The organism is Erythrobacter sp., from assembly GCF_035194505.1.
Lineage (GTDB): Bacteria > Pseudomonadota > Alphaproteobacteria > Sphingomonadales > Sphingomonadaceae > Erythrobacter.
In genome coordinates this window covers 796016-816448 of sequence record NZ_CP136573.1, presented here as the reverse complement: position 1 = coordinate 816448, position 20433 = coordinate 796016, and the positions used below count along the sequence as shown (strand labels likewise).

At 65.4% G+C, this 20433-nt stretch carries 23 protein-coding genes, 1 tRNA gene and 1 pseudogene; 19 read left to right on the top strand and 6 right to left on the bottom strand.

Features of this window, described 5'->3' with window-relative positions:
- Positions 1-32 precede the first annotated feature (32 nt).
- The 9 genes from RSE14_RS04065 to RSE14_RS04025 all read left to right on the top strand — a co-directional run bounded on the left by RSE14_RS04065 (position 33) and on the right by RSE14_RS04025 (position 7306).
- Positions 33-3227 (top strand): intermembrane phospholipid transport protein YdbH family protein, encoded by a 3195-nt coding sequence (locus tag RSE14_RS04065; RefSeq protein WP_324075961.1) that lies wholly within the window; start codon positions 33-35, stop codon positions 3225-3227.
- A gap of 71 nt (positions 3228-3298) precedes the next feature.
- Entirely contained in the window at positions 3299-3502 is a 204-nt protein-coding gene (locus tag RSE14_RS04060; RefSeq protein ID WP_324075960.1) for a YnbE family lipoprotein, read from the top strand.
- 70 nt (positions 3503-3572) lie between these two features.
- Entirely contained in the window at positions 3573-3959 is a 387-nt protein-coding gene (locus RSE14_RS04055) for a YdbL family probable chaperone protein (protein WP_416379359.1), read from the top strand.
- Positions 3960-4088: 129 nt separating this feature from the next.
- Positions 4089-4436: an AtpZ/AtpI family protein gene (locus tag RSE14_RS04050; RefSeq protein WP_324075959.1), complete on the top strand. Its 348-nt coding sequence runs from the start codon at positions 4089-4091 to the stop codon at positions 4434-4436.
- 100 nt (positions 4437-4536) lie between these two features.
- Complete coding sequence (locus tag RSE14_RS04045; RefSeq protein WP_324076812.1) at positions 4537-5298, top strand: F0F1 ATP synthase subunit A; 762 nt, start codon at positions 4537-4539, stop codon at positions 5296-5298.
- A 67-nt stretch (positions 5299-5365) separates the two neighbouring features.
- Positions 5366-5590, top strand: a complete 225-nt coding sequence (locus RSE14_RS04040) for a F0F1 ATP synthase subunit C (protein ID WP_324075958.1) — start codon at positions 5366-5368, stop codon at positions 5588-5590.
- An 86-nt stretch (positions 5591-5676) separates the two neighbouring features.
- Complete coding sequence (locus RSE14_RS04035; RefSeq protein WP_324075957.1) at positions 5677-6171, top strand: F0F1 ATP synthase subunit B family protein; 495 nt, start codon at positions 5677-5679, stop codon at positions 6169-6171.
- Positions 6164-6697 carry a F0F1 ATP synthase subunit B family protein gene (locus RSE14_RS04030; RefSeq protein ID WP_324075956.1) on the top strand — a complete coding sequence of 178 codons (534 nt, stop codon included), beginning with the start codon at positions 6164-6166 and terminating at the stop codon, positions 6695-6697. Before RSE14_RS04035 ends, RSE14_RS04030 begins: the two co-directional genes overlap by 8 nt.
- 114 nt (positions 6698-6811) lie before the next feature.
- A complete protein-coding gene (locus RSE14_RS04025) occupies positions 6812-7306 on the top strand; it encodes a hypothetical protein (RefSeq protein WP_324075955.1) in 495 nt (164 codons plus the stop codon).
- A gap of 9 nt (positions 7307-7315) precedes the next feature.
- Here the strand turns inward: RSE14_RS04025 and RSE14_RS04020 are convergent, their stop codons facing one another.
- The 6 genes and pseudogenes from RSE14_RS04020 to aroA all read right to left on the bottom strand — a co-directional run bounded on the left by RSE14_RS04020 (position 7316) and on the right by aroA (position 13524).
- Positions 7316-8296 (bottom strand): NADPH:quinone oxidoreductase family protein, encoded by a 981-nt coding sequence (locus RSE14_RS04020; protein ID WP_324075954.1) that lies wholly within the window; start codon positions 8294-8296, stop codon positions 7316-7318.
- 4 nt (positions 8297-8300) lie between these two features.
- Entirely contained in the window at positions 8301-9056 is a 756-nt protein-coding gene (gene gloB, locus RSE14_RS04015; RefSeq protein ID WP_324075953.1) for a hydroxyacylglutathione hydrolase, read from the bottom strand.
- A gap of 118 nt (positions 9057-9174) precedes the next feature.
- On the bottom strand, positions 9175-10881 hold the full coding sequence (rpsA, locus tag RSE14_RS04010; protein WP_324075952.1) for a 30S ribosomal protein S1: 1707 nt from the start codon (positions 10879-10881) through the stop codon (positions 9175-9177).
- A 226-nt stretch (positions 10882-11107) separates the two neighbouring features.
- Entirely contained in the window at positions 11108-11506 is a 399-nt protein-coding gene (locus RSE14_RS04005; protein WP_324076810.1) for a GNAT family N-acetyltransferase, read from the bottom strand.
- Between the two features lie 99 nt (positions 11507-11605).
- Positions 11606-12208: pseudogene (gene cmk / locus RSE14_RS04000) on the bottom strand ((d)CMP kinase); the annotation flags it as partial.
- Positions 12205-13524 (bottom strand): 3-phosphoshikimate 1-carboxyvinyltransferase, encoded by a 1320-nt coding sequence (gene aroA, locus RSE14_RS03995; protein WP_324075951.1) that lies wholly within the window; start codon positions 13522-13524, stop codon positions 12205-12207. The pseudogene cmk and the gene aroA, both read right to left, overlap by 4 nt.
- Positions 13525-13707: 183 nt before the next feature.
- On the opposite strand from aroA, the gene RSE14_RS03990 reads away from it, so the two are divergent.
- The 10 genes from RSE14_RS03990 (at position 13708) to rplS (ending at position 20366) form a co-directional block, all read left to right on the top strand.
- On the top strand, positions 13708-14049 hold the full coding sequence (locus RSE14_RS03990; RefSeq protein ID WP_324075950.1) for a TIGR02300 family protein: 342 nt from the start codon (positions 13708-13710) through the stop codon (positions 14047-14049).
- Between the two features lie 89 nt (positions 14050-14138).
- Positions 14139-14214 (top strand) — tRNA-Ala (locus tag RSE14_RS03985).
- 133 nt (positions 14215-14347) lie between these two features.
- Positions 14348-15820: a signal recognition particle protein gene (gene ffh, locus RSE14_RS03980; RefSeq protein ID WP_324075949.1), complete on the top strand. Its 1473-nt coding sequence runs from the start codon at positions 14348-14350 to the stop codon at positions 15818-15820.
- A gap of 55 nt (positions 15821-15875) precedes the next feature.
- A complete protein-coding gene (gene rpsP, locus RSE14_RS03975; protein ID WP_324075948.1) occupies positions 15876-16397 on the top strand; it encodes a 30S ribosomal protein S16 in 522 nt (173 codons plus the stop codon).
- Positions 16398-16403: 6 nt separating this feature from the next.
- Positions 16404-16904, top strand: coding sequence for a ribosome maturation factor RimM (gene rimM, locus RSE14_RS03970; RefSeq protein ID WP_324075947.1), 501 nt, complete (start codon positions 16404-16406; stop codon positions 16902-16904).
- Between the two features lie 4 nt (positions 16905-16908).
- Positions 16909-17454 carry a glycine-rich domain-containing protein gene (locus RSE14_RS03965; protein ID WP_324075946.1) on the top strand — a complete coding sequence of 182 codons (546 nt, stop codon included), beginning with the start codon at positions 16909-16911 and terminating at the stop codon, positions 17452-17454.
- Positions 17454-18287, top strand: coding sequence for a TIGR04222 domain-containing membrane protein (locus tag RSE14_RS03960; protein ID WP_324075945.1), 834 nt, complete (start codon positions 17454-17456; stop codon positions 18285-18287). Before RSE14_RS03965 ends, RSE14_RS03960 begins: the two co-directional genes overlap by 1 nt.
- 23 nt (positions 18288-18310) lie before the next feature.
- On the top strand, positions 18311-19261 hold the full coding sequence (locus tag RSE14_RS03955; protein WP_324075944.1) for a carbon-nitrogen hydrolase family protein: 951 nt from the start codon (positions 18311-18313) through the stop codon (positions 19259-19261).
- On the top strand, positions 19258-20001 hold the full coding sequence (trmD, locus tag RSE14_RS03950) for a tRNA (guanosine(37)-N1)-methyltransferase TrmD (RefSeq protein ID WP_324075943.1): 744 nt from the start codon (positions 19258-19260) through the stop codon (positions 19999-20001). Before RSE14_RS03955 ends, trmD begins: the two co-directional genes overlap by 4 nt.
- Positions 19998-20366 (top strand): 50S ribosomal protein L19, encoded by a 369-nt coding sequence (rplS, locus tag RSE14_RS03945; RefSeq protein WP_324075942.1) that lies wholly within the window; start codon positions 19998-20000, stop codon positions 20364-20366. Before trmD ends, rplS begins: the two co-directional genes overlap by 4 nt.
- The last annotated feature ends 67 nt before the right edge of the window (positions 20367-20433 follow it).

Here is a 20433-nt window from a genome sequence, read left to right as displayed (position 1 = left end):
TTGGGCGACGATACGCGCAAGGGTTGCAAGCGATGCCGGTGGCTGACGAGCAGCAGATGGAGGAGCCGCAGGCGAGCGGCGGGCGGCGGCTCTGGCCGCGCCGCTGGCGCACACGTATCGCGGCGGGCATCGGTGCGGTTGCACTGGTCGGCGGCAGCGCCTCGTGGATCGACCGCGAGCGGATCGCCGGTTTTCTCGTCGACGATTACCTGACGAAAAACGGTGTCGCAGCGACCTATGACATCGCCAGCATCGATCCGAACCGGCAGGTGATCGAAAACCTCGTGATCGGCAATCCGGCGCGCCCCGATTTTACGGCAAGGCGGATGGTGATCGAACTGGGCGTCAGCTGGAGCGGACCCGAGGTGCAGCGCATCACGGTCGACGGCGCGCGTGCCTATGCGACCTTTGTCGGCGGGAAGTTCAGCCTCGGTGCGCTTGATCCGCTGGTGTTCGCCGACAGCAAGGAACCGCCCGCGCTCCCGGCGATCAATCTGGTGCTGCGCGATGCCCGCGCTCTGCTGCTGAGTGATTACGGCGCTGTCGGGGTGAAGCTCGAAGGTGCAGGGCGGCTGGATGACGGATTTGCCGGAACCCTCGCGGCCACCGCGCCGGGACTGGGGATCGAGGGCTGCCGCGCTCAATCCGCGACCCTCTATGGCAAGCTTACCACCAAGGATGGCGCCCCCGCGCTTGCCGGTCCGCTGAGGCTGGCTGGGCTTGCGTGCGAGGGCGCAGGTCTGGCGCGTGCGGATATCGGCACCAAGCTCGTCCTCAAGCGCGATTTCTCCCGTTCCGAGGGCGATTTCGCACTTGGCGGCGAGGGGCTTTCGCTGGGCGGGGTGAGCGGAGAGGCGCTTGGTGGCTCTGCGCGGGTGACTTGGTCGGAGGAAGGGGCCGTGCTGGCGCATGATCTGGCGGTGACCGGCCTTGCCGCGCCGCAAGGCCAGTTAGACCGCCTCGCACTGGAAGGGACATGGCGAGGTCCTGGCGATCTTTCTCAAGGCCAATGGCAGGGAGAATTGCGCGGCACAGGTCTGCGCGCGGATAGCGGCCTTACGGCTTCGCTCGCTTCGGCGCAGCAGGCAGCCGCCGGCACGCTGGCCGCACCGCTGATAGCCAAAGCGCGCGGGGGGCTGGCGGCGGCGCTGGCAGGCGCCGACTTCGATGTCGAGGCGATAATCCGCCACAGCCCCGAGCGCGCCTCGCTGGTGCTTCCCTATGCACAGCTCGTCAATGCAATGCGCGAACGGGTGCTGGCGCTCTCGCAGATCAGCGCGGGGATTGGCGGGCAGGGGATCACTGGCTTGCGCGGCAATCTGCTGGCGGGCGGGGCGGGGCTGCCCAGTATCAACGGCCGGATGGAGCAGGGCGCCGACGGCCTGTGGTCGCTGCGCCTTGCCATGGCCGAATATGCCGCGGGCGCGAACCGGCTCGCCATCCCCCGCCTTGCCCTGCGTCAGACCGCGAACGGCGATTTCGCCTTCGACGGGTTGGCGAGCGCCAGCGGCGATCTGCCCGGGGAGGGCAGCGTAAGCGGGCTGGCCATGCCGCTTCAGGGCAGCTGGTCACCGGCGCGCGGGCTGGCCTTGGGTACGCGCTGCACCCCGATCACCTTCCGCGCGCTCGAGGTGTCGGGCCTCGCCTTGCCCGGCCAAAGCCTGACCCTGTGCCCAGAAGGCGCAGCGCCGCTCCTCGCCTATGACCAGAGCCTGGTGATCGGCGCGCGCACCGGGCCGCTGGTGCTCGCTGGCAAGCTGGGCGAGAACCCCGCCCGCTTCGCCGCAGAGAGCATTGCACTGCGCTATCCCGCGCCATTTGCGGTTCAGGGCATTACCGCCCGCATCGGTGCATCCGGTAGCGAGGTGCGCCTGTCTGCGGTCAGGCTCACCGGGAGTCTTGCAGGGGAAATCGGCGGAGAGTTCGCGGGCGGTTCGGCCGCGCTTGACGCCGTCCCGATGGATTTGTCCGCAATGGCCGGGCGCTGGTCCTTTGCGGACGGGATGCTGCGGATTGCCGAGGGCGGCTTTGCTCTGTCCGACCGGCCGGAAGCAGGCGCGACTGCAAGGTTCAACCCGCTCGTCGCGCGCGGCGCGTCGTTCACCTTTGCGGAAGGGGCGATCACCGCCGATGCCAGCCTTCGTCACCGCGAATCGGACCGCGTCGTGGCCGGGGTGGCGATCCGCCATGATCTCGATAGCGCAGCGGGCATTGCTCGCCTGTCCGTTCCCGGACTTGCCTTCGATGACGGGCTTCAGCCCGAAGATCTCTCGACCCTTGCCAAAGGTGTGATCGCCTTCGCCAAGGGCAGTATCGCGGGCGAGGGCCGGATCGACTGGCGCGGGGAAGAGATCACCAGCGGCGGCACCTTCGCCAGCGAGGGACTGGATTTCGCCGCCGCCTTCGGGCCGGTGCGCGGGCTTTCGGGCACGGTGCGCTTCACCGATCTCATCAACCTGACAACCGCGCCCGACCAGAGGCTTGCCATCGCCGCGATCAACCCCGGCATCGAGGTGACCGGCGGCACGCTGCGCTTCGCCTTGCGCGACAATACAAGGGTGACGCTCGATGATGCGCGCTTCCCCTTCATGGGCGGGGAGCTGGTGCTGCGCCCGCTCGACATGGATTTCGGCAAGGTCGAGGAGCGCCGCTATGTGTTCGAGATCATCGGCCTCGATGCGGCGACCTTCGTGGCCCAGATGGAGCTGACCAATCTCGGCGCCACCGGCACGTTCGATGGCACCGTGCCGATTGTCTTCGATGCCGACGGGAATGGGCGGATCGAGGGCGGAGTGCTGCTCAGCCGCACAGGCGGGGGCAATGTCGCCTATATCGGCGAGCTGACCTACGAGGACCTCGGCACGATGGGCAATTACGCCTTCTCGGCGCTGCGCTCGCTCGATTACCGGCAGATGAGCATCGGCCTCGGCGGCGATCTGGGCGGCGAGATCGTTACCAATTTCGATTTCGACGGGGTGCGGCAGGGCGCGGGCACCAGTCAGAACTTCATCACCCGCCGCCTCGCCAAGCTGCCGATCCGCTTCAAGGTCAATGTCCGCTCGGAGAATTTCTACGAGCTGGCGACGATGGTGCGCTCGTTCTGGGACACCGACTATCTCGGCAGTCCGCTCGATCGCGGGCTGCTCAAGACCGAGAACGGCCGCTTCGTGCCCGCCAATCCGCCCCTCAAATCCGTTCAACCTCCCGAAAGCGAAAGCCAGCCATGATCCTCATGAAATTGACCGCGCCCCGCCACGCTGCCACATCCCCGCGCAGGACAGGCAAGAGGCAATGGCGGATGACGGGGCAGGGCAATGGAAAGCGCCGGGCCATGATGGCAGGGGCCGCGATCCTTTCGGCAAGCCTGGGCGGCTGCGTGAACATCGCAGCACCCGAGAAGCCGATCGTGATCGAGCTCAACATCAACATCCGGCAGGAAGTGATTTACCGGTTGGCGGAAGACGCCAAGAACACGATTGACCAGAACGCTGATATTTTTTGAGTGGGATTTTTTGATGGCCTAACGCTTCGCTGCCTTAGGCCCGCGCTCGAGGATGCGGCGACAAGGAGGAATGATGATGCGCAATGCAATAGTCCGGCAGATCATGGCAGCGGCGCTGCTGGGTCTTGTGACGGCTCCGGCGCTGGCCCAGCGCGATCCGGCCTATGCCGCTGCGCGCGAGGCCGGCAAGGTCGGCGAGCAGCCCGACGGCTATCTCGGCATTGTTGGTGCCGCGGACCCTGCGCTCCAGCGACTGGTGGACGACATCAATATCAAGCGCCGCGCGGTCTACGCCGAAAAGGCCAAGGAAAACAGCGCAACGCTGGAGGCCTATGCGTTGACCGCCGGGTGTCAGGCGATTGCCCGCACGACGCCGGGCGAGAAGTATCAGGCCCCCGATGGAACCTGGCAAACGCGGGGCGCCGGTGCCCCCATCCGGGATCCCCGCTGCCCCTGATATCTCGCACTTGCACAAAAGTCCCCGCTCCTGATGTTGACACGTATCTGCCCCCCTTCTAAGGGGGCGGCGCCCTCGGCGGGCACCTGGTTGCGCGTGCCTTGAATTCCTCTGTCTACGGAGACCGGCATGAGCGACGAGACACCCGCCCGAGACCCCATTGTCGAGGATGCGCGGATCGACGCGCTCGAAGCGCGGCTCAAGGCCGCACGCGAGCGTGAAGAGCAGCGCAACCGGCCGAAAGTGCAGGGCACCGATGCGAATTACCGCAGCGGCAACCGCGCTCTGGCCAATCTTCTGGGTGGGATCATCGGCGGCATGGTTATCGGCTTTGCGGTGGATTCGCTGGCCGGGATCGCGCCCTGGGGTCTGTTGACCGGCCTGTTCCTTGGAACTGCGTCGGCCTTCAGAAGCATCATCCTTGCGGCGAACACACGTCCCGAGGGGCAGGCCGATGGTGAGGACAAGCAGGGCTAGGCCCGGTTTGACTCCCCTTTGACCCCCTCATGGGGCGTGTTTCACGTGAAACATTTGAGGACCCAAGGTCGTGGCAGCCGAAGAAGGCAAGGTCGATCCGATGAAGCAGTTCACCATCGAGCCCGTGCTGGGCTCGGATTGGCAACTTGCGGATGGGTTCAACATCGCATTCACCAATTCCGCGCTGTGGATGGCTCTGACGGCCGTGCTTGTGTGGGTGTTCGTCGCGGGTGGGCTGAAGCGCCAGCTGGTGCCGGGCCGCTGGCAGATGGCGGTCGAGACCATGACCGGCTTCATCGACGACATGCTCGAAGCCAATATCGGCAAGGCTGGGCGCAAGTACGTCCCCTACATCTTTACGCTGTTCATGTTCATCCTGTTCGGGAACCTTCTCGGCCTCGTGCCGGTCGGCGTGATCCCCGGGGTGCATGCCTTCACCTTCACCAGCCACTTCACCGTTACCGGCGTACTCGCGATCCTGAGTTTCTCGATCGTGCTCGTTGTCGGTTTCTGGAAGCACGGGCTGCACTTCTTCTCGCTGTTCGTTCCCAAGGACACGCCCTTCATCATGGCGATCTTCATCGCCCCGATCGAATTCGTGTCCTTTATGGTGCGCCCCTTCAGCCTCGCGCTACGTCTGTTCGTCGCGATGATGGCCGGCCACGTGCTCCTGAAGGTGCTGGCGAGCTTCGTCATCGCCGGCGGCGGTGCCGGTCCGGCGCTTGGCGCTGCGGTGGGCATCCCCAGCTTCGTGCTGATGATCGCCATCAGCGCGCTCGAAATCCTCGTTGCGGGCATTCAGGCCTATGTGTTCGCACTGCTGACCTCGCTCTATATCAACGACGCGGAAAACCTTCACTGATCGCGCCCGCAGGGCCGGTCTTCGAAACCTTCAACAACCAACGAATTTTTCTCAAGGAGTTACTACCATGGACGCAACTGCTGCAGCTCTCCTGGGTGCCGGCCTCGCGGCGATCGGTGCCGGCCTCGCCGCTCTCGGCGTGGGCAATGTCTTCGCCTCGTTCCTCGAAGGCGCCCTGCGCAATCCGGGCGCTGCCGACGCGCAGCAGGGCCGTCTGTTCATCGGCTTCGCGGCTGCTGAACTTCTCGGCCTGCTGGCCTTCGTCATCGCCGTTCTGCTGATCTTCCGCTAAGATCGGACCGAAACGTATCCGGGCGGCGCGGGACATCCCGTGCCCCCGGTGCTTCGGTGCAATTGCAGCGCAGATAAAGGTCGATAATGCCTCAGATCGTTCAAATCGCTGACACGCTCACCAGCCAGGTTTTCTGGCTGCTGGTGTTCTTCGGCCTGACCTTCTTCGTGGTTGGTCTGGGCATGGTGCCCAAGATCATGGGCACGGTCGATCTGCGCGACAAGCAGATCGCCGATGACCTTGCCGCAGCCCAGGCTGCGCGCGATGCTGCTGACAGCGAGGAAGATGCCTGGCGCGCGCGGGAGAACGCAAACCGCGCGGCGGCCCAGGGCGTGATTGCCGAAGCCAAGGCCAAGGCGGCCAAGGCTTCGGAAACCAAGCTCGCCAAGGCGCAGGCCAAGCTCGACAAGCAGCTCGCCGAAGCCGAGGCCGGGATCGAAGCCGCGCGCACCAGCGCCATGGCCGAGATCGAGAGCGTGGCGGCCGATGCCGCGCGCGATATCGTCGCCCGCATCGCCGGCGCCGAGATCAAGCCCGCCGCCGCCGAGGCTGCGGTCAAGGAGGTTATGGCTCATGGCTGATATTCTCGCTCTGCTCGCAAGCGGTGCCGAAGGCCACCATGCCGAACCTTCGGTGCTGGGGCTCGATTCCTACCAGTGGGTCGCGCTGTCGATGCTGGTGCTGCTGGCTGTCTTCGTGTGGAAGAAGGTCCCCGGTGTGATCACCGGCGGGCTCGACAGCAAGATCGCGGCCATCCGCGATGCGCTCGACGAAGCCAAGACGCTGCGCGCCGAAGCTGAAGCGCTGCGTGCCGAATATGCCGCCAAGATCGCCGGCGCTGAAAAGGACGCCGAAGCGATGCTCGCCGGTGCTCGTGAAGAAGCCGATGCGATCCTTGCCAAGGCCGAGGCCGACAGCAAGGTCATGGTCGCTCGCCGCCAGCGTATGGCCGAAGACAAGATCGCCGCTGCCGAGCGCGCCGCGATTGCCGACGTCAAGGCCCGCGCCGTGACGGCTGCGGCTGCGGCTTCGAAGGTGCTGATTGCCAAGGCGCATGACGGCAAGGCTGACAAGAAGCTCGCCGACGAGGTGATTGCCTCGCTGTAAGCGGCACAGCTTACCGAACACAAGAGGGCGGTCCTGCGGGGCCGCCCTTTTGCTTTGGGGAGCAGAGGCTTGCTCGCTTGACCCGTCACCGCTCCCTTGGGTAGCCTTGGCCTCATGACAAAGCACAAAGGCCTTACCGTTCTGTCCCTTCTGGCGACAATCGTAGCCGCCGCACCGGTATTGGCTGCGCAGGGCACTCCTGTGGTGCTGTGGGGCCAGTTCACCACGGCGACCCCCAAGGCCGAGGCCAAGGTCTTCATGAACAGTCTGCCCAAACGCCAGATGGAGGTGATCCCCGGCTGTCCCGCGCCGTTCGGCTATCGTTCGGGCAAGGGCGGGCTGGTGACGATCAGCTTCATGGGATCGCAGGCGCCCGCCGCTTGTTTCCCCAAGCTGCGCCAGAAGTTCGAGGCAGAACTGGGCGAGCCGGAACAGGCTACCGCGCCCTTCGGCAGCATGATCGGCCTGGGGAACGGCGATCTCGACACAACGTCCGAAGGGCTAATGCTGGTGTGGCGCGAGGGCGACAAGAAGACCAAGCTGATCAGGACACCCTATGGCGGGTTCAACCTGATCATCACGGTGCGCGAGGACAAATACCTCTACTGATCGGCCGGCCTAGCTGCCCGGCACGAACACCACTTTGCCGACCAGCTCGCGATTTGCCATTGCCTCGAAACCTTCGTGCCAGCGGGATAGGGGCAGGATCCGGTCGATTGCGGGAGTAATGCGACCTGCTTCGGCAAGCGCTGTGATCGCGCTCTGGATCTGACGCCCGCGTTCGGGGAAGCGGCGGGCATATTCTCCGGCGCGCAGGCCGACGAGGCTGAAGCCCTTGATCAGCGGGATGTTGGTGGAAATCTCCGCGATCCGTCCGCTGGTGAAGCCCACCACCATCAGCTTGCCGCCAAAGGCGACGCAACGGGTCGATTCGTCGAACACATCGCCGCCCACGGGATCGAACACGATATCGGCCAGTCTGCCGTCGGTGAGATCAGCCACAGCCTCGCGGAAACGTCCCTCTGCGAGCAACACGGCATCGGGGGAGGCGAGGGCGGCAATCCGCCCGATCTTGTCGGCGCTTCCGGTTGTGGCGATGACCTTAGCGCCCAGCGCGCGGGCGAGGTCGCAGGCGGCAAGGCCAACCCCGCCGCTCGCCCCGTGGACCAGCACCCATTGGCCTTCCCGCAATCCGCCGAGTTCGACGAGGCCGGTATAGGCGGTCGAATAGGCGGCCCCCATCGCGGCGGCGGCGGGAAAATCCATCCCGCGCGGCATGGGCGAGAGCTTGGCTGCGGGCACGCTGGCGGTCTCGGCAAAGGCGCCGGTCTTGTTGCCGCCCATCACCCTTTCACCGGGGGCAAAGCCGCTGTCCGGATCGGCCTCCAGCACCTCGCCAGCAAATTCGAGCCCGCTGGTGAAGGGCACCTCAGGTTTGAATTGATACTCCCCCCGCGTCATCAACAGGTCAGGGAAGTTGAGCGACGCCGCGCGCACCTGAACCAGCACCTCGCCGGGGACGCGGGCCGGAGGGGGGAGATCGGCGAGCGTCATGCCGGACAGATCGTCCGACAGGCAATCGACCCTCAGGGCCTGCATGGGTCTAGAAATTGTCCTTTGCGGCCCGCAGCGCCGCGAAGGTCTCATGCGGGGCGCTGCCGCCCCAGCGGGCCATCATCGCGGGATCATCGGCCCGCAGGAAGGGATTGGTGGCAAGCTCGCGCTCGAGGGTGGTCGGCACCGTCCATTCGTCCCGCGCACGCTTGGCGGCGATTTCGTCCGCATAGGCTGCGAGGGCAGCGTTATCGGGATCGGCATGAAGCGCGAACCGGGCGTTGGAGGCGGTATATTCGTGCGCGCAATAGAGCAGCGTCTGCGGCGGCAGGGCCTTGATGCGCGACAGGCTCGCCCAGAACTGCTTCGGCTCGCCCTCGAACATCCGCCCGCAGCCCAGCGCGAACACCGAATCGCCGACAAAGGCGACCCCGACTTCCGGCAGGTGCAGCGCGATGTGGCCATTGGTGTGGCCCGAGACATCGATCACCTGCGCCTGTACCGCGCCGAGCGTCACTGTGTCGCCATGCGCGATGATCCGGTCGATCGGGAACTTGCCCTCGATCTCGGCCGGGCCGGAGATGGTGCAGCCGGTCGCTTCCTTGATCATGGCGTTGCCGCCCGCGTGATCGGGATGCCAGTGGGTGTTCCAGATCTGGGTGATCCGCCAGCCCTTGAGCTCGGCCTCGCGCAGATATGCGGTGGCATCGGGGGTGTCGATCGCCGCGGTTTCGTGGCTTTCGGTGTCGTGGACGAGATAGCCGTAGTTGTCGCTAAGGCAGGGGAACTGGTGGACGTGGATCATGCCCGCGACCTTACGCCGCTTGCCCCCAAAGGAAAAGGCCCGCCGCTCCATATTGGAGGGCGGGCCTTTCGTTTTGGCGGAGAAGGTCGCCCGCCCGCAAGGGGCGAGCGTCCCGCAATTACTCCGCGCCCTTCTTGAGGGCAGCGCCGAGGATGTCGCCGAGCGAAGCGCCCGAATCCGACGAACCGAACTGCGCAACGGCTTCCTTCTCTTCGGCGATCTGACGCGCCTTGATCGAGAAGTTCGGCTTCTTCGAACGGTCAAAGCCGATCACCATCGCGTCGACCTTGCTGCCGACCTGGAAGCGGTCGGGGCGCTGTTCGTCGCGGTCACGGCCGAGGTCCGAACGCTTGATGAAGCCGGTCGCACCGTCTTCGCCAACCTGCACTTCCAGGCCGCCGTCGCGCACTTCGAGCACGGTGACGGTGACGGTCTGGTTCTTGCGCAGGCTCGAGCCGCCGGTGGCGGCTTCAGCCGAGGGTGCGCCCTTTTCGAGCTGCTTCATGCCGAGGCTGATGCGCTCCTTGTCGACATCGACATCGAGCACAACGGCCTTGACCATCTCGCCCTTGCGGTGAAGCGCCAGCGCGTCCTCGCCCGAGATGCCCCAGGCGATGTCCGACATGTGCACCATGCCATCGACGTCGCCGTCGAGGCCGACGAACAGGCCGAATTCGGTCGCGTTCTTGACTTCGCCTTCGACGACCGAGCCAACCGGGTGCTTCTCGGCGAACTCGTCCCACGGATTGCGCTGGGCCTGCTTGAGGCCGAGGCTGATGCGACGCTTGTCGCTGTCGACTTCGAGCACCATGACTTCGACTTCCTGCGAGGTCGAAACGATCTTGCCCGGGTGGACGTTCTTCTTGGTCCAGCTCATTTCCGAAACGTGGACGAGGCCCTCGATCCCGGCTTCCAGCTCCACGAAGGCGCCGTATTCGGTGATGTTGGTGACGTGGCCCGACAGCTTCATGCCGACCGGGTACTTGGCAGCAACGCCATCCCACGGATCGCTTTCGAGCTGCTTCATGCCCAGGCTGATGCGCTGGGTTTCGGCGTTGATGCGTACGATCTGCACGGTCACGGTGTCGCCGATGGCGATCACTTCGCTCGGGTGGTTGACGCGCTTGTAGCTCATGTCGGTGACATGCAGCAGGCCGTCGATGCCGCCGAGGTCCACGAACGCACCGTAGTCGGTGATGTTCTTGACGACGCCGTCGATGATCTGGCCTTCGGCGAGATCATTGATGAGTTCGCTGCGCTGTTCGGCGCGGGTTTCTTCGAGGACCGCACGACGCGAGACCACGATGTTGCCGCGACGACGGTCCATCTTGAGGATCTGGAAGGGCTGCGGCACGTCCATAAGCGGGGTGACATCGCGCACCGGGCGGATGTCGACCTGCGAGCCGGGGAGGAAGGCCACCGCGCCGTCGAGGTCGACGGTGAAGCCGCCCTTGACGCGGCCGAAGATGCGGCCTTCGACGCGCTTGCCTTCGCCGAATTCGCTTTCCAGCTTGTCCCAAGCGGCTTCGCGGCGGGCGCGGTCACGCGAGAGCATGGCTTCGCCATCGGCGTTCTCGACGCGGTCAACGAAGACTTCGACTTCGCCGCCGACGGTCAGGCCGTGGTCGTCCTCGCCACGCGAGAATTCCTTGAGTGCGATGCGGCCTTCGCTCTTGAGGCCGACGTCGATCACGGCATAGCCGTTTTCGATTGCGGTGACGGTGCCCTTGACGACGCGGCCTTCGAAGCCGTCTTCGCCGGCGCCGCCGAGCTGTTCATTGAGGAGCGCCTCGAAATCGGCGCGGGTGGGCATTTGCGTTGCCATAGTGGAACAGGTCCTGTTTCGTTGTGCTACCGGCCACCGGTTTTTCCGGGGTCTTTCACCGCTTCCCGTGCACCATTGCGCGGGCTGGCGGGGCAAGAGGCAGACTTCCTCGCGCAGCCCCATGCTGGCGCGAAGGTTCCTTCAACCGATAAAGATTGCGAGAACGGCCGCGCGCCTAGGCGAGGGCGGGGCGAAAAGCAAGGAAAATGGCGGCTGGGAAGCCGCCCTATCGGCCCACGTACAGCATCGCCACGTCGCAGCGCTCGTAGCGCGTGCCGTAGTCGGCCATGATCCCGGCATCATGTGCGAAGCCCAGCTTCTCGTAGAGGTGGATTGCCGCTTCGCAGGCATGGTTGGTGAGAAGGTAAAGCTTGGTCGCGCCCATAGCCTGCGCGCGGGCGATGATTGCCTCTAGCAGGAACTCGCCAGCCTTCATGCCGCGCGCGGTTTCGCGCACACCCATCTTGGTCAGCTCAAAAGTGCCTGGTCCTGTCTTCTGCAAGGCGCAGGTGCCAACAATGCCAAGACCCTCCGCCTCGACGAAAAGAATTTCGCCGCCCGGCGTGATGATCTTCTCTTGCGGGTGTTCTAACACCTCGCGGTCGGTCGCCTCGAGCCGGAACATCGCTTCGATCCACTCCGCATTGATGTCGTGGAAATCGCCCGCGAGGCTATCCTCGAATGGCCTTATGCGCAGCCCGGAAGACGCACCCTGCAAGGTGAGCACGGCGTCGATCGCCGCTCCGATCGCCTCTTCGCGATTGAAAGCGGTGGTGTCGATCACCAGTGCGTCGGCGGCGGCGACCAGGGGCGCGTCCTTGCGGCCCATGTCGCGCGCGTCACGGGCGGCGATATCGGCCTCTATCGCTGCAAGAGCAACATCGCTTCCGCGGCCCGTCATCTCCAGCCAGCGGCGGCGGGCGCGTTCGGCAACGCTGGCGGTGACGAACAGCTTCACATCGGCTTCGGGGGCGATCACCGTGCCGATATCGCGCCCGTCGAGCACCGCGCCGCCGGGTTGCAGGGCGAAGGCACGCTGGCGCTCATAGAGTGCGCGGCGGACGGGCGGATGGACCGAGACCCGGCTCGCAAACCCGCCGACCTCCTCCGAACGCAGGACCTCGTCATCCAGCAGAGTATCGGCAAAGGCGCAGGCGGCCAGTGCGTCGTCGGGGCTATCGGGATTGCCGCCGTTCAACTGCACCTGCCGGCCGACTGCGCGGTAAAGCAGCCCGGTGTCGAGGTGCGGCAGGCCGAAATGCGCGGCCAGGGCCTTGGCAATGGTGCCTTTGCCCGATGCCGTAGGGCCGTCAACCGCGATGATCACCGCGCCGCTGCCTCTGCCAGCAACCCCATGAAGGTCGGGAAGCTGGTGTTGATCGGCGAAATGTCGTCGACTTCGACACCGCCGGTGCTGACAAGACCTGCGATGGCCATGCTCATGGCGATACGGTGATCGAGCAGCGACTTGACCCGCGCATTGCTGGTGCCGCGCAGCGGTTCGCCGGCGGTGCCGTGGATCGTGAGGCCATCCTCGTGCTCTTCGACCCGCGCGCCTGCCGCTGTCAGCGCGGCGGCCATTGCGGCAAGGCGGTCGCTTTCCTTGACGCGCAATTCCTCAAGCCCGGTCGTGCGGGTGGTGCCGCTGGCAAGGGCGGCAGCGACGAACAGCACGGGAAACTCGTCGATCATCGACGGGGCAATGGCGGGATCAACGTCGATGCCAGAAAGCTGGGCATGGCGTACGCGCAGGTCTGCAACCGGTTCGCCGCCGACTTCGCGGGCGTCCACTTCGGTGATGTCCGCGCCCATCTGGCGCAGCACCTCCAAAAGGCCCGCGCGGGTCGGGTTTAGGCCGACATTGAGGATCGTGAGGTCGCTGCCCGGCACGATCGTGGCGGCGACCATGAAGAAGGCGGCCGAGGAGGGATCACCGGGCACGACAACGTCCATCGGCTTCAAGTCAGCCTCGCCATGGATCGCGATCACAGTCTCGCCATTCTCGGTGCCCACTTCGAGCTTTGCGCCAAAGCCGGTCAGCATCCGCTCGGTGTGGTCGCGGGTCGGCACGGGTTCGATCACGCGGGTGATGCCGGGCGTGTTCAGCCCTGCGAGCAGCACTGCGCTTTTCACCTGCGCGCTTGCCACCGGCAGGCGGTAGGTGATCGGCACGGCAGGTGCTGCGCCGCGAAGCATCAGGGGGAGGGTGCCTCCCGCGCTTGCCTCGATCGACGCGCCCATCTGCGAGAGCGGGCCGATCACGCGGTTCATCGGGCGGCCCGAAAGGCTGGCATCGCCCGTAAAGGTGGCGGTGATCGCATGGCTCGCAACCAGACCCATGAGGAGCCGTGTCGATGTGCCCGAATTGCCCATGTCGAGCGCGGCTTTCGGCTCCAGCAGGCTGCCGACCCCGACGCCATGGACTGTCCAGATACCGTCATCTTCGCGGGTGATCTCGGCACCGAAAGCCCGCATGGCGGCGGCGGTGGCCAGCACATCCTCGCCTTCGAGCAGGCCGGTGATGCGGCTTTGCCCCACAGCAAACCCTGCGAACATCAGTGATCGGTGGCTGATCGACTTGTCGCCGGGAACGCGGATTGTCCCCCGCAAGGGGCCGGAAGGAGCAAAGCTATGACTGGTCATCAGGCGGCGGTCTTTGACAGCGCCCCGCGCTTCTGGCAAGGCGCGCCGCGCGCGGGGCCGGTCGCTCTTGTTCATGCTCTTGATAAAGGGCTTGCCGGAACCCACAATCCCACACATCCCGCCGGAAATGTGGTCAAGTTTTCGCCCGCCCTGTCCGGGGCCGGCCCCAATTGAGGAATGAAAATGGCAAAGCCCGAATGGGGTACCAAGCGTACCTGCCCCAAGTGCGGGGAGCGGTTCTACGATCTTGGCAAGGATGATCCGGTCACCTGCATCGAATGCGGCGAAACCTGGTCGCCCGAGCCGGTGCTCAAGTCCAAGCAGCCGATTCCCTTCGAGGAAGAGAAGAAGCAGGACGTCGAAGCCGATGCCGATCTGGGCGGTGACGATGATCTCGACGATCTGGAAGATATCGAGGACATCGACGACGACGGCGATTCGCCCGATAATGACGTCGATCTCGGCGGCGACGATGATCTCGGCGTGTCGACCGGCACGGGCGACGACGAAGATCACGAGAATTGATTTTTTCTCTTGCAAGGGTGGGGCGGCCCTTCTAATGGCCGCCTCCCGCAGGCAGGGCTTCCGCCCTTGTCCTGCATGATGACTGGCTCGGGGCCTTAGCTCAGCTGGGAGAGCGCAACACTGGCAGTGTTGAGGTCAGCGGTTCGATCCCGCTAGGCTCCACCAGTCATTCTGATCAAAGTCGGATTTGGCAGTCCCCCAGAGGGGCGCATTTTCGCAACGCTGGCCGACGAGGTTTCGTCCGCCGGCGTTTTTCGCATTTTCCGGGCGCTTAGGTTCCCGGCAGGAGGAGCAGGCGATGTTCGATACGCTGTCCGACCGTCTCGGCGGAGTGTTCGACAAGCTCAAGGGTCGCGGCGCGCTGCGTGAGCAGGACGTGCGCGATGCCATGCGCGAAGTGCGCATTGCTTTGCTTGAAGCCGATGTTGCCCTGCCGGTCGCCCGCCGCTTCATCGATGCCGTCACCGAAAAGGCCGTGGGTCAGGATGTTCTGCGCTCGGTCACGCCGGGCCAGATGGTCATCAAGATCGTCCATGACGAGCTGGTCGAGACGCTCGGCGGGCTTGAGACCGAAGGCCTGAATCTCGATGCGCGCCCGCCGGTCGTGATCATGATGGTCGGCCTGCAGGGCTCGGGTAAAACCACCACCACCGCCAAGCTCGCCAAGCTGATCCGCGAACGCCACGGCAAGAAGGCGCTGATGGCCTCTCTCGACGTCAATCGTCCGGCGGCGCAGGAGCAGCTGGCGGTGCTCGGCACCCAGGTCGAAGTGGCCACCCTGCCGATCATCGCGGGCCAGCAGCCGGTCGATATTGCGCGCCGCGCGATGGAAGCCGCGCGCCTCCAGAATTTCGACGTCCTGCTGCTCGATACTGCGGGCCGTCTCCACGTCGATGATGCGTTGATGGCCGAGATGAAGGCCGTCGCGGGCGTTTCGGCTCCCAATGAAGTGCTGCTGGTGGTCGATTCGCTCACCGGTCAGGACGCGGTCAACGTCGCCCAGAGCTTCTCGGGCGAGGTCCCGCTCACCGGCGTGGTGCTGACCCGTATGGACGGCGATGCCCGCGGCGGTGCGGCGCTGTCGATGCGCGCTGTCACCGGCAAGCCGATCAAGTTTGCCGGCACCGGCGAAAAGCTCGACGCGCTCGAAGTTTTCCGCCCCGGCAGCGTCGCCGACCGCATCCTCGGCATGGGCGATGTCGTCAGCCTGGTCGAAAAGGCTGCGGCCACGATCAAGGAAGAGGACGCTGAAAAGCTCGCCCGCAATTTCGAAAAGGGCAAGTTCGACCTCAATGATCTCGCCATGCAGCTGCGCCAGATGCGCAACATGGGCGGGCTGGGGATGCTGGCGGGCATGATGCCGGGCATGAAGAAGGCCAAGGCGGCGATGGCCAGCTCGGGCATGGACGACAAGGTTCTGATCCACATGGAGGCGATCATCTCCTCGATGACCGCGAAGGAACGCGCCAACCCCGATCTTATGAATGCCAAGCGCAAGAAGCGCGTTGCAGCGGGCAGCGGCACGGATGTGCAGACGGTCAACAAGCTCCTGAAGATGCATCAGGAAATGGCCCGCGCGATGAAGCAGATCAAGAAGATGGGCGGGCTCAAGGGCCTTGCCGCGATGTTCGGCGCCGGTGGCGGCGGTGGCCCGATGGGCGGAATGGGCGGCGGCGCAGGCGGTCTCCCGGGCCTCGGCGGCGGGGGCCTTCCCGGTCTCGGTGGGGGCGGTCTTCCTCCCGGGCTCCCCGGCCTTCCGCGCAAGAAATAGTTTCAAGTCAGTCGTTTCGTTTCAAAAGTTCAATTCACTCGAAAGGTAGTATCCCATGTCCATTTCCATCCGGCTCTCGCGCGGCGGTGCCAAGAAGCGTCCCTATTACCGCATCGTCGTGGCCAACAGCCGCTCGCCCCGCGACGGCAAGTATCTCGAGCAGATCGGCACCTACAACCCGCTGCTCGCCAAGGATTCGGCTGACCGCGTGAAGCTGATCGAAGACCGCGCCCGCTACTGGCTCGGCGTCGGCGCGCAACCGACCGATCGCGTCGCCCGTTTCCTCGATGCCGCCGGCATCAAGGAACGTGCGGCCCGCGTGAACCCGAAGAAGGGTGAACCGGGCGAGAAGGCCAAGGAGCGCGCAGAAGAGCGTGCCGCCAAGATCGCTGAAGCCGAAGAAGCCGCGCGCGCTGCTGAAGAAGAAGCCAAGGCCGCGGCTGCTGCCCCGGCTGCTGAAGAAGCGCCTGCCGCTGAAGAAGCGCCCGCTGAGGAAGCTGCTGCCGAAGAGGCTCCCGCTGCCGAGGAAGCTGCCGCAGAGGAAGCTCCGGTTTCCGACGAGCAGGCCGAAGGCTAAGCCTGTATGACCAAGCCTGTTACCCTGGCCGCCATTGCCGGCGCGCACGGGGTGACGGGCGAGGTGCGTCTGAAGCTGTTCGGCGAGGGTGTTGCCACGCTCGCCCAGCACAAGAGCTTCAATGATGGCGCGCTGACGCTCCTCAAGATCCGCGATGACGGCAAGGGCGGGGCCGTTGCCCGCTTTGCCCAGAGCACCAACCGCGCCGATGCCGAGACCTTGCGCGGCACCGTGCTGACGGTTCCTCGCACCGCGCTTCCGCCGCTGGCTGAGGGCGAATTCTACCATGCCGATCTGCTCGGCCTGCCCGTCGTCACTGATGCGGGCGAGGCTGTCGGCACTGTCGCCGCGATCGAGAACTTCGGTGCGACCGACATCATCGAGATCGCCCGCGCGCCCGTCCCCGAAAAGGGCCCCAAGACCTTCATGGTGCCGATGATTCCCGCTGCCGTTCATGGCTGGGACGAAGACCGGCTTGTGATCGGAGCCGCTTTCGTCGAAGACTGAAGGCGTGAGCCTGCCCCGCGACGAACTCTGGCAACGCATCGCCGATCACCACATCGGCCCTTCTGACGCATCGCTCACCTTCGCTGCCCGCCTTGCCCGCGAAAACTGTTGGGACGCTGCCCATGCCGAGGCGGTGATCGGCGAGTACAAGCGCTTCTGCTATCTTGCGGTCACTGCGCAAAGCGACGTCACGCCATCCGATGCGGTCGATCAGGCCTGGCACCTCCACCTCACCTATTCGCGCGACTACTGGCAGCTGTTCTGCCCGCAAGTCCTGCGCGCCGATCTGCACCATGGGCCGACCAGCGGCGGACCTGTCGAACGCACGCGCTATTACCGCCAATATGCCGATACCCTTGCGGCCTACGAGGCAGTGTTCGGCGCGCCGCCACCGCCTGCGATCTGGCCTTCGGCACAAAGGCGATTTTCCGTCGATCCGCGGGGAGTTCGTGTTAACTTTTCCGATGGTATCTTCGTTTCACGCCGGGTCGCGCTGGCGCTGGGTCTGCTTGCCGTGATGGGAGGCTGGCTCGCGGGAAGGATAATGTGATGCAGCTGTTCTCGTCCTGGACGGGCAGCGATTTCCTGTTCTTTTACATCACGCTGCTGGGCCTGAGTGCTGTGGCGGCGTGGTGGTGGATCCCTGCGCAATTGCGCCCGGCGGGACGGCATGGCGATGCCCTCGACGCCGAAGACCTTGCTGTGCTCGCAGGCGGACGCAACCGCTTTGCCGATTCGCTGCTGGCCGATCTGTTCGTGCGCGGCGGGCTGGTGGGGCCGATTGCTGGCAAGCTTGAGGTGGCGCAGCGTTCGATTCCGGTGGGCCCAGCGGGCAAGGTGCTGCTTGCCTATGGCGCCCCGATTTCGCTTGGTGATGCGCATAAGGTGCTCGCCGCCCATGCCGAGAGGGTGAGCGCAAGGCTGCGGCGCGCAGGATTGCTGCTGCGTCCCGACGAATTGGTGCGGCTGCGCTGGCTATCCATCGCGCCTTTTATCGCGCTCCTTCTGATCGGTATCTATCGCCAGCGGGCCGGAAGCGCGCTCGGCGAGCCGACCGGTTATCTGGTCATCCTGTTGCTGGTGACAGCCGGACTGGCGCTGGTGCGCTTTCTCAACGCCGATCAGCGCACCCGCGCCGGGCTTGCCGTGCTCGATGCCGAGCGCGCGCGGGCCTCGCGTATGTCCCGTGCGCCTCAGCCCGAGGAAGTGGCGACGGCGGTCGCGCTGTTCGGCACTGGCGTGCTGGTTGGCACCCCGTGGGAGCCGGTTCATGCCATGCGGCAGCAGGGCGGCAATTCGGATAGCGGGGGCAGCAGCGACAGCAGCGGCGATAGTGACGGCGGCGGAGATGGCGGCGGTGGCTGCGGTGGTTGCGGTGGCTGACACTCGCGCGTAAGCGCAGAGGCATGACGAAGCTTCCTGTCGCCGTTGTCCAAGCCCCTCCGCTCCCGCTCGATTTTCAGGGTGGCATCGACAAGGCGCTGCGCCTTGCGCGCGAGGCTATCGATGGCGGCGCGAAGCTGGTGGCTTTCGGTGAGACCTTCCTCGGGGGCTATCCCCTGTGGCTCGACGAAGCGCCCGCCGCCGCGCTGTGGGATCACCCTGGCACGCGCGCTCTTCATGCGGTCATGCTCGAACAGGCTGTTGTCGCCAATGACGAGCGGCTGCTCCCCTTGCAGGAACTGGCCGACACGAGCGGCGCGATCATCAGCATCGGTGCGCATGAGCGGGTGCGGCGCAGCCTCGTCAACAATCAGCTGACCTTTCGTCCCGGCCTTCCGCCGCTCGACCGCCGCAAGCTGGTGCCGACCCACGGCGAGCGTCTGATCTGGGCGCGCGGCGATGGCTCGACCTTGGGCGTGCATGAGGCCGAGTGGGGCCGGCTCGGCACGCTGATTTGCTGGGAGCACTGGATGCCCTTGGCGCGCGCGGCGATGCATAATCTGGGAGAGGACGTGCACGTAGCGGCATGGCCGACGGTGCGCGAGAGCCATGCGATTGCCTCGCGGCACTACGCGATGGAGGGCCGCTGCTTCGTGCTGGCGGCGGGGCTGGTGCAGGTGAAGGATGATTTGCTCGACGGGTTGGAGCGGGTGGGCGGGAATGATGCCGCGCGCGAATTGGTCGAAGCGATCCCCGGCGACGTGCTCAACCGCGGCGGCTCGCTGATCGCCGCGCCCGACGCCCGCGTGATTGCGCAGGCTGGCGAGGGGGAGGAGACGCTCTTCGCTGAACTCGACCTCGCGGAGGTAGCCCACGGGCTGACGAGCCTCGACACTGACGGTCACTACGCGCGGCCAGATGTGTTCGAGCTCACCGTGGATACGCGGGCAAAGGACGGGGTCGAGTGGCTATGACCTTCGCCGCCACCATCCTCACGCTCTACCCCGAGATGTTCCCCGGGCCGCTCGGGCATTCCATCGCTGGCCGCGCTATGGCCGAGGGCAAGTGGGCATGCGAAACGGTGCAGATCCGCGACTTTGCCGAGGACAAGCACCGCACTGTCGACGATACGCCCGCAGGCGGCGGGGCGGGGATGGTGCTGAAGTGCGATGTGCTTGCGCGCGCGCTCGACAGCGCTCCCGCCGCTGGCCGCCCGATCCTCGCCATGACTCCGCGCGGCAAACCCATCACGCAGGCCCGCATCCGCGAGCTGGCTCAAGGCCCCGGGGTCATCATCCTGTGCGGCCGCTTCGAGGGGTTTGACGAGCGCCTGTTCGAGGCCCGGCCCGAGATCGAGCAGGTCAGCCTTGCCGACATCGTGCTCTCCGGCGGCGAGATGGCGGCGCTCACCATCCTAGACGCTTGCATTCGGCTGCTTCCCGGCGTAATGGGCGCGCCTTCTAGCGGAGCCGAGGAGTCGTACGAAAACGGCCTCCTTGAATATCCGCACTATACCCGACCTCTTGAATGGGAAGGGCGCACGATCCCCGAAGTGCTGCGATCGGGGGATCATGCGAAGATCGCGGCGTGGCGAAAGCTGCAAAGCGAGAATGACACACGGTTACGCAGGCCGGACTTGTGGGAGCGTCATGAGGGCGCTCGGGTCCAGCCTGCCTCTGGCGCGCGGCAAAAACGTAAGGAACCGGACCAGTGAACCTGATCCAGCAGATTGAAGCCGAAGAAATCGCCAAGTCCGGCAAGGACATTCCCGAATTCCGCGCAGGCGATACCGTCCGCGTCGGCGTGAAGGTGAAGGAAGGCAACCGCGAGCGCGTGCAGAACTATGAAGGCGTCGTGATCGCCCGTTCGAACCGCGGCATGGGTTCCAACTTCACCGTGCGCAAGATCAGCTTCGGCGAAGGCGTCGAGCGCGTCTTCCCGCTCTACTCGCCGATCGTCGAGAGCATCACCGTGGTGCGTCGCGGCGTCGTGCGTCGCGCGAAGCTCTATTACCTGCGCGGCCGCACCGGCAAGAGCGCGCGTATCGCCGAGCGCAAGGCCCCCGCGCCCAAGGCGTAAGGCTTTCCGGCAAACCATTCGCGAAGGGCGGCACCGCAAGGTGCCGCCCTTTTCGTTTGTGCCCCTT